The following is a 12,948-nucleotide window of genomic DNA, read 5'->3' as shown; positions in this document are numbered from 1 at the left end:
CCGGACCTGCCGGCGCGGTCCTCCCGTAGTTCCCCCCGAAATGTGCCACCCATTTCTGCGAGGTATTGCCATGGATTCCCAGAACCACACGGCCGCCACCAACGGACCGGTCCGGCTGAGCGGTGCGGTGATGACGCACCCGAAACGCGTCGAGGCGGCCACACTGATCGCGGAGACGGACACCGCCGGACGGGTGCGGGTGGTCACGGATCCCGAGCCCGAGGGTCCGCCGACGGCGCTGCGCTCCGCGGCGCTCGCCTGGGACAGCGTGGCACCGGACGCCACCCACCACCTGGTGCTCCAGGACGACGTGGTGCTGGCCGAGGGGTTCTTCGCGTACGCCGAGCAGGTCGCGGCGGCCGTCCCGCACGAAGCGGTGGCCTTCTACGCGGGCTGGGAAGGCCGCACCGGTGCGGCGGTGCGGCTCGCGGCGCTGGCCGGCGAGCAGTGGACGTACGCCGTCGAGGAGCACACCCCGTGCCTGGCTCTGATGCTCCCGGCACGAGCGGCCCGCGGCTACACGGGCTTCGCGGCCGAGCGCGGGGTCGGCTGGCCCTACGACGTCGTGATGCAGCGGTACCTGAACTCGCTGGAGGTGCCGATCCGAGTGGCCGTGCCCTGCACGGTGGACCACAGCGAGGTGCCCAGCATCGCCGGGAACAGCACCCACGGCTGGCGGGAGGCCGCCCTGTTCACCAGCCGGGCCGTGGTGCCGTCGACGTTCGACTGCACCCAGTTCGCGGTCGTCCCGTTCTACCAGTACGGCGACGCCCGGACGGCCGTCCGGCACGGCAAGGACGCCGAGTGGGAGTACCTCGAAACCGAGCGGTACCTGCGGCGCCTCGGGTTGGCGGAGCAGTCCCGTACGGCCTTCGACGCCGTTCCCCCGTCCTCGCTGTCCGAGCGGATAGCCCGGCCCGTGTGGGAGACGGCGTTCGCGATGGGGGCGGTCGTGGCCTCCGTCACGACCGAACCGCCGGCGGAGGAACTGACCCGCGCCGTGATGGACACCCTCGGCCCCGGCGGCCTGTGCGAGGACTACACCGCCGAGGAACTGGGTGAACTCATCGCGCCGGTGCGGGAGTTGGCGATCGTCGCGTTCGCCGAGGGCAGCCGGGCCAAGCGGGCCGGGGAAGCCGCACGGACCGGAGAGGCCTCGCGGGCCGGGGAAGCCGCGCACACCGAGGAGACGGGGCGCCCCGCCCGGGTGACGGTGACCGGCGGCAACGGCGGCTTCGGCCACCAACTCGCCGGTCTTCTCGGCGACTTGGGGATCCGGGCGGTCCACCTCCCGGACGCGCCCGGGACCGGGCAGCTGGACGACGCCGGCCACCTGGTGCACCTCGGCTCCCCCGGCGACGGTCCGGACGCCCTGGCGGGAGTGCTCGCGGCGGCCGGCCAGGGCCGGATCGACCGGCTGGTCTACGTCGGTTCCTCGGCGGTCTACCGGGGCACCGACGAACAGTCCGTCACCGAGACCTCGGTGACGGAGGCGCCGAACGACCCGACGGCGCTGGCCTGGTGGCACGAGGAGGAGCAGTGCCGCCGCTGGGGCGCGGAGCACGGCGTCGAGGTGCAGGTGCTGCGTTCGGCCGAACCGGTCGGCCCCGGCGTCCTGGTGGAGGGCGCGGCCGCGAACTGGATGCACCGCGCCTGGACTCGGCGCTCGCTGCTGCTGGACCGCAGCCGCCGGCACCAGATCGTGGACTACCGCGACCTGGCCTCGGCGATCGAGGCCGTCCTCTCCGCGCCGGTCACCCAGCCGGTGTTCAACCTCGCCTCCGAGACCTACACCGAGGAGGAGTTGGCCGAACTGGTCGCGCTCATCGCCCGCCGCACCCTCTGGGAAGATCTCCCCCAACCTGCCGTACGGCAGGGCGTCATGGCCACCGAGCTCATCGGGACCGAGTTGCGGTGGCGGCCGTCGGCGCAGTCGCACGAGGCCCTGCGAGCCCTCGCGCAGTGGCTGGCCTGCGATACCCATGACGCGATCACCGGTCTTCCACAGTTGGGAAGCAATGTCTGAGCAAGCTTTGAACCGGCCCGCGGACTCCGAGGCCGGGATGTTCTCCCGGGAGTACGCGGCCGCCACGACCACCTTCACCGCGGTGATGTTCCTGACCGGGTTCGCCGCCCTGGCGGTGGTACCCACCCTGCCGACGGCGGCCGAGGACCTGGACGGGGTCTCGCTGTTCCCGGTGGTGGCCGGCTGCTTCGTGGCGGCCAGCCTCCTCGGCGGGGTCATGGGCGGCCACTGGGCCGACCGCGCCGGGGCCCGCCGGCCGCTGGCGGCGGGCATGGTGCTGTCGGTGGTCACCCTGCTGGTCTCGGCCACCAGCACCTCCATATGGCAGCTCGCCGCGGGGCGGTTCGTGGACGGGCTCGCGGCCGGCATGGTCGGGGTGTCCGTCAACACCGCCATCGGCCAGGCGTACCCGGAGCGCCTGCGCCCCCGGATGCTGGCCATGATGAGCACCAGCTGGATCATCCCGTCGCTGGTGGGCCCCCCACTGGCCGGGCTGGTCTCCGAGTGGTGGTCCTGGCGGGTGGTGTTCTACGGCCTGGCCGTGCTGTCCCTGCTGCCGACGCTCGCGCTGGTGGTCGTGCTGCGCGGCCGCTCCTCGGCGGAGGAGTTCACGCCCTCGGACGAGCACCCGTCGCGCCCACCGCTGCTGATCGCGGCGACGCTCAGCCTCGGCGCGGCGCTCGGACAGTACGGCGTCTCCGGCTGGGACGCCCGCCACCTGCTGTTCGTGGCCGTCGGGTTGGGGCTGCTGGTGTTCTTCGCGCCGCGGCTGCTGCCGGTGGGCACCTGGCGGGCCGCCCGCGGTCTGCCGACCACGGTGCTGCTGCGCGGCCTGGCCTCCGGCACGTACTTCACCGTGGAGGCCTTCCTGCCGCTGATGCTGATCACCGAACGGCACACGGCCGCGGTGGTGGTCGGCGTGTCGTTCACGCTCTCCGCCGTGCTGTGGGCGGGCGCCTCCTGGGTCCAGGGACGGCTGCTGCAGGACGTGCCCCGGCACCGGATGGTCTCCATCGGCGCGGTGATCATGATGGCGTCGACCGTGCTCGCCGCGGCCGGGACGCTCGACGCGGTGCCGACGCTCGCCGCCGCGGCGGCGATGCCCCTGGCGGCCGTCGGCATGGGCCTGCTGGACCCCTGCCTCACCGTGTTGTCGCTCTCGCACAGCCCGGCCGGTCGCCAGGGCTACGCGAGCAGCGCGATGCAGACCAACCAGAACCTCGGCCAGATCACCGTCATGGCCCTCTTCTCCGCCGTGCTCAACACGTTCCTGGGCCTGGGCTCCTCCGAACTCGCCGGCTACGGCGCGGCCTTCGGACTCCTGCTCGTCCCGACCCTGCTGATCGCCCTGCTCGCCGTACGCGCCCGCAAGGAGTAGACGACCCCGCGGAACAAGCGACCGCGCGGGCGGGCCGACGGGCTCCCACACCACCTTGACCGTTTTCCTCACCAGAAAGGGATCATCGTGCGCATTGACCTGGTCGTCATAGGCCTGGGTTACGTCGGACTTCCGCTCGCCCTGGAAGCCAGCCGGTCCGGGCTGGCCGTCACCGGCCTGGACCTCGACGAACGAACGGTGGCCGGCCTCAACTCCGGCACCTCCCACATCGATGACATCGACGACGCTTCGGTCGCCGGCATGTGCGCGGCGGGCTTCACCGCGACGACCGACGAGCGGGTGATCGCGGACGCCGCCACGGTGGTGATCTGCGTGCCGACCCCGCTGTCCCCGCACGGCGGGCCCGACCTGGCGATGGTGGAGAGCGCCTGCGCCGCGGTGAGCCGGAACCTCCGGCCCGGGACGCTGGTGGTCCTGGAGTCCACCACCTACCCGGGGACCACCGACGAGATCGTCCGCCCGATCCTGGAGCGCTCGGGCCTGACCGCCGGGCCCGACTTCCACCTGGCCTTCTCCCCGGAGCGCGTCGACCCGGGCAACAAGCACTACGGGATCAAGAACACCCCGAAGATCGTCGGCGGGTACACCCCCGCCTGCACGGCCGCGGTGGCCGCCTTCTACAGCAAGTTCGTCGACAGCGTCGTCCAGGCCGCCGGCACCCGCGAGGCCGAGATGGCCAAGCTCATCGAGAACACCTACCGGCACGTCAACATCGCCCTGGTCAACGAGATGGCGGTGTTCTGCCACGAACTCGGGATCGACCTGTGGGACTCGATCTCCTGCGCGGCCACCAAGCCCTTCGGCTTCCAGGCCTTCCGGCCCGGCCCCGGCGTCGGCGGCCACTGCATCCCCATCGACCCCAACTACCTGGCGCACAAGGTGCGCACCCTGGGCTACCCGTTCCGGATGGTCGAGCTCGCCCAGGAGATCAACACCCGGATGCCCCGCTACGTCGTCGAGCGCGCCCAGCAGCTGCTCGACCGGGCCGGCAAGACCCTCGGCGGAGCGCGGGTGCTGCTGCTCGGCGTCACCTACAAGGCCGACATCGCCGACCAGCGCGAGACCTCCGCCCGGGACGTGGTCAAGCGGCTGCGCGCGCTCGGCGCCGACGTGTCGTTCCACGACCCCTACGTGCCCGAGTGGGAGGTCGGGGGCGTCACGGTGCCCGCCGCCACGGCCGAACTGCCCGACGCCCTGGCGCAGTCGGACCTGGCGATCCTGTTGCAGCACCACAGCTCCTACGACCTCGACCTGATCGCGCGGCAGGCCCCGTTGCTCCTCGACACCCGGGGCTCCGCCCGCCCCCAGCCCCACGTCGAGCGCCTGTAGGACCCACCGCCGGACGGCTCCACCCCCTGTCTGCCCCACTCGTCCTTTTCCACATTTCCTCAGCCCAGGAGTAACTCCATGTGCGGTATCGCCGGATGGGTCGACTTCTCGTGTGACCTGACCCAGCACCAGGACATCGCACAGGCGATGACGAACACGATGGCCCGGCGCGGGCCGGACGCGGAAGGACTCTGGCTCGGGCGACACGTCGCACTGGGGCACCGGCGGCTGTCCGTCATCGACCTCGAAGGCGGCTGCCAGCCCATGGGGGCCGAGGAGGGCCCGGGCTCCCGCGCCGTGCTGACCTACAGCGGCGAGACGTACAACTTCCAGGAGCTGCGGAACCAGCTCGCCTCCCTGGGGCACCGGTTCAAGACCAGGAGCGACACCGAGGTGGTGCTCCGCGCCTACCAGGAGTGGGGGCCCGACTTCGCCACCCGGCTGGAGGGGATCTTCGCCTTCGCCGTCTGGGACCTGGACCGGGAGGAGCTGCTCCTGGTCCGGGACCGGATGGGCGTGAAGCCGCTGTACTACGCGACGACCCCCTCCGGGGTGCTCTTCGGCTCCGAGCCGAAGGCCATCCTGGCCCACCCGGACTTCGAGGCCGTGGTGGACGCCGACGGGCTCCGCGACATCCTGTCGGTCGCCAAGGTGCCCGGACACGCGATCTTCCGGGGGATGCGGGAGGTCCAGCCCGGCTGCATCGTGCGGGTGAGCCGCTCCGGCGCGGTCGAGCAGCGCTACTGGCAGCTGCGGGTCGGCGAGCACACCGACTCCCTCGACCGAACCATCGGCACCGTGCGCGAGATGCTCGAAACCATCGTCACCGAGCAGATGGTGGCCGACGTGCCACTGTGCACCCTGCTGTCGGGCGGCCTGGACTCCAGCTCGCTCACCGCGCTCGCGGCCCAGGTGTCCCGCAGCCGGGGGCAGGGCCGGGTCCGCTCCTGCTCCGTCACCGACCCGGACCCGGCGGGCGCGGCCGGCGTCCACGGCAGCCAGGCCAACGACGACCAGTTCTACGCCCGGCTGCTGGCGCAGCACGTGGACTCGGAGCACAGCGAACTGCCGCTGAAGGCGCCCGACCTGCTCGACCCGGCGCTGAGGTCCTCCGTGCTGGCCGGCTACGACCTGCCGATCGCCAAGGGCGACGAGCACGCCTCGCTGCACCTGCTGTTCGGCCTGGTGCGCGGGCACTCCACCGTCGCCCTCTCCGGGGAGTGCGGCGACGAGGTCTTCGGCGGGTACCGCTGGCAGCGCGACCCCGACGCCGTCTTCTCCCCCACCTTCCCCTGGGTGCACGAGGGCAGGGCCAACTACCAGGGCAACGAGGTGATCTTCGCGCCCGACCTGCTGGCCAAGCTCGACCTCGCCGCGTACGAGCGCGACTGCCACAGCACCGCGGTGGCCGAGATCTCGGCGGGCGACCACCTCGACGACGCCGCGGAGGCGCGCTACCGGGAGGTCACCTACCTGGCACTCACCCGCCACGCCCAGGTGCTGTTCGACCGCAAGGACCGGATGAGCATGGCCACCGGGCTGGAGGTCAGGGTGCCCTTCGCCGACCACCGGCTCGTCGAGTACACCTTCAACATCCCGTGGGCCATGAAGAGCTTCGACGGCCGGGAGAAGAGCCTGCTGCGCGCGGCCATGAAGGACCTTCTCCCGGAGGCGGTGGCGCAGCGGGTCAAGACGCCGTACCCCTCCATCCGGGCCGAGGCCTACAACCGGACGCTGCGGGAGCGGCTCGCGGGGGTCGTCCGCGCGGACGACGGCCCGCTCGCCACGCTGTTCTCGGCCGAGCTCAAGCGGGCGGTCGCCAAGGAGGGGGCCGCGGCGCTGGAGCAGGGCATGAGCCGGGCGGCGCTGGAGACGACGCTCCAGCTGGACGACTGGCTGCGGACGTACGACGTACGGGTGGCCCTCTGAGGCACCGCTCGGGCGGCCGGCGCCGTGGAACCCCACGGCGTCGGCGGCCCGGGTGGCGGCGCTCCGGACGGTTTCCAGGGCCGTCACGTGGCACCGCCTCGTCCGACGTCGTCCGGTGGCGGCTCCCTGAGCACGGCCCGCCTGGCGCGGTACTCCTCGGCGTCGATGTCGCCCTCCGCGTAGCGGCGGCCCAGGACGGCCAGCGGGTGCTCCGCCATGGTCGCGGCTCCGGCTCCGGTGCCGGTTCTGGCTCCGGCTCCGGCCACGAACCCGCAGCCGTGCCGCCGCCAGACCGTGCGGCGCAGCAGCGCGATCACCAGGACCACCACGGCGATCCAGACCAGTGGGATCAGCAGGATCCACGGACCGGGGCCGTGCCAGTCGGCCAGCTGGGTGTACATGGTGTTCAACTCCTCGGTGGTGGGCCTCCAGGACCTCGGGAGGTTTCCCGAGGTGTCTGAAGCGTCCCGCCTCGGAGCCTCATCACGCGTCCTACCAGCAGCGGCAGTCGGGATACTTCCGAGGGAGTAGGAACCAGCCGCGACACGCAGCGCCGGAAGCAGGACACCGAGAACAGTCACCGGAAGCAGCCACCGGCAGCAGGCACCGGAAGCAGCCGCCGAGAGCTCCCTCAGCCGAGCCAGCCCGGCCGCACCAGCCCCGACTCGTAGGCCAGCACCACCAGTTGCGCCCGGTCCCGCGCACCGAGCTTCACCATCGCCCGGCTGACGTGGGTCTTCGCCGTCAGCGGGCTGACCACGAGCCGCCGGGCGATCTCCTCGTTGGAGAGCCCCATCCCGACCAGCGCCAGCACCTCGCGCTCCCGCTCGGTCAGCATCGAGACGTCCGAGGGCGCCGCCGTCCCGGCCTCGGGCGCCTTCGACCGGGCGGCGAACTCACCGATCAGCCGCCGGGTGACCCCCGGCGACAGCAACGCGTCCCCGGCGACCGCGACCCGGACCGCCCGCAGCAGGTCGGCCGGCTCGGTGTCCTTGACCAGGAAGCCCGAGGCCCCCGAACGCAGCGCCTCGAAGACGTACTCGTCCAGCTCGAAGGTGGTCAGCACGACCACCCGCACGGAGGACAGCGCCGGGTCCTCGGCGATCCTCCTGGTCGCCTCCAGGCCGTCCATCCGCGGCATCCGGACGTCCATCAGCACGACGTCCGGCACGAGTTCGCGGGCGAGCCGCAGGGCGGCCTCGCCGTCGTCCGCCTCGCCGACCACCGCGAGGTCGTCCTCCATGTCCAGCAGGGCCCGGAAGCCCGCCCGGACCAGCAGTTGGTCATCCGCCAGCAGTACCCGAATCAATCGCTCTCCGCCTTCGGTGTCGGCAGCTCCGCCCGGACCCGGAAGCCACCGTCCGGCAGCGGCCCCGCGGTGATGGTGCCACCGAACGCCGCCGCCCGTTCCCGCATCCCGACCAGCCCGCTGCCCGACCCGCCCGCGTCACCGAGCACCGCCGGCCCCGGGTCCTCCACCCGGACCACCAGCCGGGCCGGGTCCGTCCAGTCCAGCACCACGACCGCCTGCCGGGCCGCCGAGTGCCGGACCACGTTGGTGAGCGCCTCCTGGACGATCCGAAAGGCGGTGAGGTCGACGGCGGCGGACAGGGCGCGCCGCTCGCCGCGCTCCAGCACCTCCGTCTCCAGGCCCACCCGGTCCGCCTGCTCGGTGAGTTCGTCCAGCCGGTCCAGCCCGGGGGCCGGCCCGCGCGGCGCGGCTCCGGGTCCGCGCAGCGTGGCGAGCACCTGGCGGACCTCGCCGAGCGCCTCCTTGCTGGTCGACTTGATGGTGACCAGGGCGCTGCGGGCCTCCTCCGGCCGCCGGTCCAGCAGTGCGAGCGCGGCACCCGCCTGGACGTTGATCAGCGACAGGCTGTGCGCCAGGATGTCGTGCAACTCCCGGGCCATCCTGAGCCGTTCCTCGTTGGCCCGGCGCTCCTCCAGCTGCTGCCGGTAGGCCCGGTGGGCGGCGATCCGCTCGCGCCGGAACCGCACCAGCTCTCCCCCCGCCATCACCAGCAGCAGCCAGGCCAGCAGCCCGAGTTCCGCCGGCCAGACGCTGCCGGACGGCGGGGCCGCGCGCTGCCAGCTCTCCGGCAGCGCGAAGGTGCCCAGCAGGTGCACCAGGTAGACGCCGGCCGCGCCGGCCCAGGCCGCCCTGCGGTGGCCGGAGCCGGTCGCCGCGCAGCAGGCGATCAGCCAGCTCGCGAAGGCGGGCCCGTACGGATACCCGGCGGCCAGGTACCCGGCGGTGACCACCGAGGTGCCGGCCACCACCGCGACCGGCCGGCGGCCGCGCAGCACCAGCAGGGCCGGCCCGAGCAGCAGCAGGAGGTAGCCGAAGGCGTCCAGCGGGACCCGCCCGTGCTGGTTGTGTCCGGCGAAGGTGGAGCCGACCAGCTGGACCAGCGCGGCCGCCGCCGCCAGCCCCAGCGGGTAGCCCGCCCTGGCCGCGCGCGCCCACGGCGGGCGCCACGGCTCGGGCGGCTCCTCGGCCGACCGGCCGGGCGGCTCCTCGGGTGGACGGCCGGGCGGCTCCTCGGGTGGACGGCCGGGCGGCCGACCCGGCGGCCCGCCCGGCGGCCGTTCCGCCTGGGGCGGCTCGGCCGGCGGGTACGTGGGCGGCATCATGCCCACAAGCTAGACCCGCGCCCCGCCCCCGCGCGTCCTCCAACAGTGGTGTTCGGGCCTACTCCCGCTGGAGTACGCCCGAACGTCGGCGGCAACGCCCGGATCAGCCCTCCGCGGCGGCCTGCGCCTTCGCCTCCGCCTCCTCGAAGGTCGCCGAGGCCTCCGGCCGCGCCAGGGTGACCACCAGCTCCCCGTCACTCACGTCCGCGATCAGCGTGTCCCCCTCCCGCACCGTTCCGTCCAGCAGCAGGTTGGAGATCCGGTTGTCCAGCTCCGACTGGATCGTCCGACGCAGCGGCCGGGCCCCGAACTCCGGCTGGTAACCCCGGTTGACCAGGTACTCCTTGGCCGCCTCGGTGACGTCCAGCCGCACGTCCTGGGCCCGCAGCCGGCGCCGGCTGCGCTCCAGCAGCAGGTCCACCACGGACAGCAGGTCCTTCCGGGTGAGCGCGTGGAAGACGATCACCTCGTCGATCCGGTTGAGGAACTCCGGCCGGAACTGCGTGCGCAGGTCGCGCATCAGGTCGTCCCTGATCTCGTCCACGTTGCCCGCGTGGTCGAGGATCCGCTGCGAGCCGATGTTGCTGGTCATGATCACCACGGTGTTGCGGAAGTCGACCGTACGCCCCTGGGAGTCGGTCAGCCGTCCGTCGTCCAGCACCTGGAGCAGCAGGTTGAAGACGTCCGGGTGCGCCTTCTCCACTTCGTCGAAGAGCAGCACGCTGTACGGCTTGCGGCGCACCGCCTCGGTCAGCTGCCCGGCCTCCTCGTAGCCGACGTAACCGGGAGGGGAGCCGACCAGCCGGGAGACGGTGTGCTTCTCCTGGAACTCGCTCATGTCGAAGCGGATCATCCGGTCCGGGTCGCCGAACAGCAGCGCCGCCAGCGCCTTCGCCAGCTCGGTCTTGCCGACGCCGGTCGGCCCGAGGAAGAGGAACGAGCCGGTCGGCCGGTCCGGGTCGCCCATCCCGGCCCGGCCGCGGCGCACCGCCTGGGCGACCGCGGTGACCGCCTCGTCCTGGCCGATCACCTTCTCGTGCAGGTGGTCCTCCAGCTTGAGCAGCCGCTCCTTCTCGGTCGCGTTCAGCTCCGCGACCGGGATGCCGGTGCGGGAGGAGAGCACCTGCGCGATGTCGTCGGCCGTCACGTCGACGACGTCCTCGCGGGACTCGGCGATCGACGCCAACTCGTCCTCGGTCTGCCGGAGTTCGGTCTTCAGGTTGGCCGCCCGGACGAACTCCTCGTCCGCGACGGCCTCGTCCAGCTCCCGCTTCAGCTTGGTGATCCGGTCCTGCACGCCGGTCGCCTCGGTGGACCCGCTCAGGCTGCGCAGCCGGACCCGCGCGCCGGCCTGGTCCAGCAGGTCGATCGCCTTGTCGGGCAGGAAGCGGTCGCTGACGTACCGGTCGGAGAGCACCGCCGCCGCGTCCAGCGCCTCGTCGGTGAACCGCACCTGGTGGTGCGCCTCGTACGCGTCGCGCAGCCCCTGGAGGATCTCGACCGTCTCCTCGACGCTCGGCTCGGGCACCAGCACCGGCTGGAAACGGCGCTCCAGCGCGGCGTCCTTCTCCACGTGCTTGCGGTACTCGTCCAGCGTGGTCGCGCCCACCACGCTCAACTCGCCGCGCGCGAGCGCCGGTTTGAGGATGTTGCCGGCGTCCATCGAGCCCTCGCCGCCGCTGCCCGCGCCGACCACGGTGTGCAGCTCGTCCAGGAAGAGGATCACGCTCTTCTCGGCCGCGGTGACCTCGTCGATCACGTTCTTCAGCCGCTCCTCGAACTCGCCCCGGTACTTGGAGCCGGCCACCAGCGCGGTGAGGTCGAGGGTGACCACCCGCTTCTCCCTGAGGCTCTGCGGCACGTCCCCGGAGACGATCCGCTGGGCCAGGCCCTCGACGATCGCGGTCTTGCCGACGCCCGGCTCACCGATCAGCACCGGGTTGTTCTTGGTCCGCCGGGAGAGGATCTCGACGGTCTGCTCGATCTCCTCGGCCCGCCCGACCACCGGGTCCAGCCGGCCCGCGCGCGCCTCCTCGGTCAGATCGCGCCCGTACTCGTCCAGCGTCGGCGTCTCACTCGGGTGCGCGCCCGTACTGCTGCGCTCGCCCCCGGTGCCGCGACCCTCCAGCACCGACTTCAGCGCCTCCTGCGAGGGCGCCGCGTTGCGCAGCGCCACGCCGGCGCCCGAGCGCTCCTGGTCGAGCAGCGCGCCGAGGATGTGCTCCGGCCCGATGTACGAGGCGCCGACCGCCTGCGAACGGGCGTGCGCGGCGAGCAGTGCGCGCTTCGCCGAGGGGGTGAGGGCCGGCCGGCCGTCCACCTGGTCGGCGGTACCGGCCGGCAGGGCGTGCTCCAGGTCCCCGGAGAGCCGGTCCGGGTCGATGCCGGCCCGCTCCAGCATCCGGCGCGAGGGCTCCACCCGGGTGGCCGCCCAGACCAGGTGCGCGGTGTCGAGGTCACTGGAGCCGTCCTCCGCCGCCCGCTGCGCGGCCAGCGCGAGCAACTCCTGCGAGGACTCGCTCAGCAGCCGCCCGATCGGCACCCGCTGCACGGCGGGCGGGGAGGCCAGCGGGCTCATCCCGAAGAACCGGCTGAGCAGGTCGGAGAACGGGTCGTTCGACCCGAACGGGGGCATGGTCACAGCGATTCACCTCTCCCAAGCGGTCTGCAGCCACACAAACACAGGCCGCCCGACCCTGCCTGTCGGGACGGCCGGGGCTCACCCGGTGACCTGATCCAGCAGCACGCCACCGCTGTACGTCACCGCCATCGCCAGCAGCCCGCCGACCACATTGCGCATCACCGCCCGCCCCGCACCGGCACCGCCCAGCCGGGCACTCGCCCAGCCCGACAGGGTGAGCGCCGCCACCACCGCCACCACCGTCACCAGCAGCCGCCACGACTCCGGCGGCAGCAGCACCGCCAGCAGCGGCACCAGCGCACCCAGCGTGAACGCCACCGCGCTGGCCCCCGCCGCCTCCCAGGGATTGGTCAGCACGTCCGGATCGATGCCGAGTTCGGTCTGCGCGTGGGCCCCCAACGCGTCCCGCTCGGTCAGCGCCGCCGCCACCTCCCGGGCCAGGCCGTCCTCCAGCCCGCTGCCCCGGTAGTAGTCGGTCAGCTCGTCCAGCTCCCCCTCCGGATCCTCCGCCAGTTCCCGCCGCTCCCGCGCCAACGCGGCCCGCTCGGTGTCCCGTTGGGTGCTGACCGAGACGTACTCGCCGGCCGCCATCGACATCGCCCCGGCCAGCAGCCCGGCCACCCCGGCCGCGAGCAGCGCCGTCCGCGAACCGGCCGCACCCGCCACACCGGTCACGATCCCGGCCGTCGACACCACCCCGTCATTGGCGCCCAGCACGGCCGCCCGCAGCCAGTTCAGGCGCGAGGACAACTCCGCCCGCGACTCCCCGACCTGCTCCGTCATCCGCCACCGCTCCCAGGGGGTCCGACCGGTCCTCCCGATCCTCACCCGCCCCCCGCACCCCCGCCACACGGCGGAGCCACCGGCCCGCCGGAACAGCATGATCGTTTGGGAGAGATCCAGGAGGAGAAACCGTGCGCCGAGACTGTCGTGAGACTGTGCCGAGACTGCGGGAACGACTGCGGCCCAGGTCGGGATCATGATCCCGAC

At 72.8% G+C, this 12,948-nt stretch carries 9 protein-coding genes; 4 read left to right on the top strand and 5 right to left on the bottom strand.

Annotated elements, in window-relative coordinates:
• Positions 1–70 precede the first annotated feature (70 nt).
• From ACFRAR_RS28030 to asnB, 4 genes are all read left to right on the top strand, one after another.
• Complete coding sequence (locus ACFRAR_RS28030) at positions 71–2,026, top strand: NAD-dependent epimerase/dehydratase family protein (protein ID WP_380701079.1); 1,956 nt, start codon at positions 71–73, stop codon at positions 2,024–2,026.
• The gene (locus ACFRAR_RS28025; RefSeq protein WP_380701077.1) at positions 2,019–3,404 is read left to right on the top strand and encodes an MFS transporter; all 1,386 of its coding nucleotides are present in this window, start codon (positions 2,019–2,021) and stop codon (positions 3,402–3,404) included. Before ACFRAR_RS28030 ends, ACFRAR_RS28025 begins: the two co-directional genes overlap by 8 nt.
• 87 nt (positions 3,405–3,491) lie before the next feature.
• Complete coding sequence (locus ACFRAR_RS28020) at positions 3,492–4,754, top strand: nucleotide sugar dehydrogenase (protein WP_380701075.1); 1,263 nt, start codon at positions 3,492–3,494, stop codon at positions 4,752–4,754.
• A 78-nt stretch (positions 4,755–4,832) separates the two neighbouring features.
• A complete protein-coding gene (gene asnB / locus ACFRAR_RS28015) occupies positions 4,833–6,683 on the top strand; it encodes an asparagine synthase (glutamine-hydrolyzing) (protein WP_380701073.1) in 1,851 nt (616 codons plus the stop codon).
• Between the two features lie 83 nt (positions 6,684–6,766).
• Here the strand turns inward: asnB and ACFRAR_RS28010 are convergent, their stop codons facing one another.
• The 5 genes from ACFRAR_RS28010 to ACFRAR_RS27990 all read right to left on the bottom strand — a co-directional run bounded on the left by ACFRAR_RS28010 (position 6,767) and on the right by ACFRAR_RS27990 (position 12,741).
• Entirely contained in the window at positions 6,767–7,084 is a 318-nt protein-coding gene (locus ACFRAR_RS28010) for an SHOCT domain-containing protein (protein WP_380701071.1), read from the bottom strand.
• Between the two features lie 230 nt (positions 7,085–7,314).
• Positions 7,315–7,992, bottom strand: coding sequence for a response regulator (locus ACFRAR_RS28005; RefSeq protein WP_380701069.1), 678 nt, complete (start codon positions 7,990–7,992; stop codon positions 7,315–7,317).
• On the bottom strand, positions 7,989–9,317 hold the full coding sequence (locus ACFRAR_RS28000) for a sensor histidine kinase (RefSeq protein WP_380701067.1): 1,329 nt from the start codon (positions 9,315–9,317) through the stop codon (positions 7,989–7,991). Before ACFRAR_RS28000 ends, ACFRAR_RS28005 begins: the two co-directional genes overlap by 4 nt.
• Before the next feature lie 103 nt (positions 9,318–9,420).
• Positions 9,421–11,952 (bottom strand): ATP-dependent Clp protease ATP-binding subunit, encoded by a 2,532-nt coding sequence (locus ACFRAR_RS27995; RefSeq protein WP_380701107.1) that lies wholly within the window; start codon positions 11,950–11,952, stop codon positions 9,421–9,423.
• A gap of 84 nt (positions 11,953–12,036) precedes the next feature.
• Entirely contained in the window at positions 12,037–12,741 is a 705-nt protein-coding gene (locus ACFRAR_RS27990; RefSeq protein WP_380701065.1) for a VIT family protein, read from the bottom strand.
• Positions 12,742–12,948 lie beyond the last annotated feature (207 nt).

The sequence above is a fragment of the Kitasatospora sp. NPDC056651 genome (assembly GCF_042792155.1).
Taxonomy (GTDB): Bacteria; Actinomycetota; Actinomycetes; order Streptomycetales; family Streptomycetaceae; genus Kitasatospora.
Note: the sequence above shows the minus strand (reverse complement) of the source record. Positions and strands in the feature narration are given on the sequence as shown.

Coding starts and splice junctions, on each gene's coding strand:
- ACFRAR_RS27990 (WP_380701065.1), bottom strand. CDS start 12,741: ATGACGGAGCAGGTCGGGGAGTCGCGGGCGGAGTTGTCCTCGCGCCTG.
- ACFRAR_RS28030 (WP_380701079.1), top strand. CDS start 71: ATGGATTCCCAGAACCACACGGCCGCCACCAACGGACCGGTCCGGCTG.
- ACFRAR_RS28010 (WP_380701071.1), bottom strand. CDS start 7,084: ATGTACACCCAGCTGGCCGACTGGCACGGCCCCGGTCCGTGGATCCTG.
- asnB (WP_380701073.1), top strand. CDS start 4,833: ATGTGCGGTATCGCCGGATGGGTCGACTTCTCGTGTGACCTGACCCAG.
- ACFRAR_RS28025 (WP_380701077.1), top strand. CDS start 2,019: ATGTCTGAGCAAGCTTTGAACCGGCCCGCGGACTCCGAGGCCGGGATG.
- ACFRAR_RS28000 (WP_380701067.1), bottom strand. CDS start 9,317: ATGATGCCGCCCACGTACCCGCCGGCCGAGCCGCCCCAGGCGGAACGG.
- ACFRAR_RS27995 (WP_380701107.1), bottom strand. CDS start 11,952: ATGCCCCCGTTCGGGTCGAACGACCCGTTCTCCGACCTGCTCAGCCGG.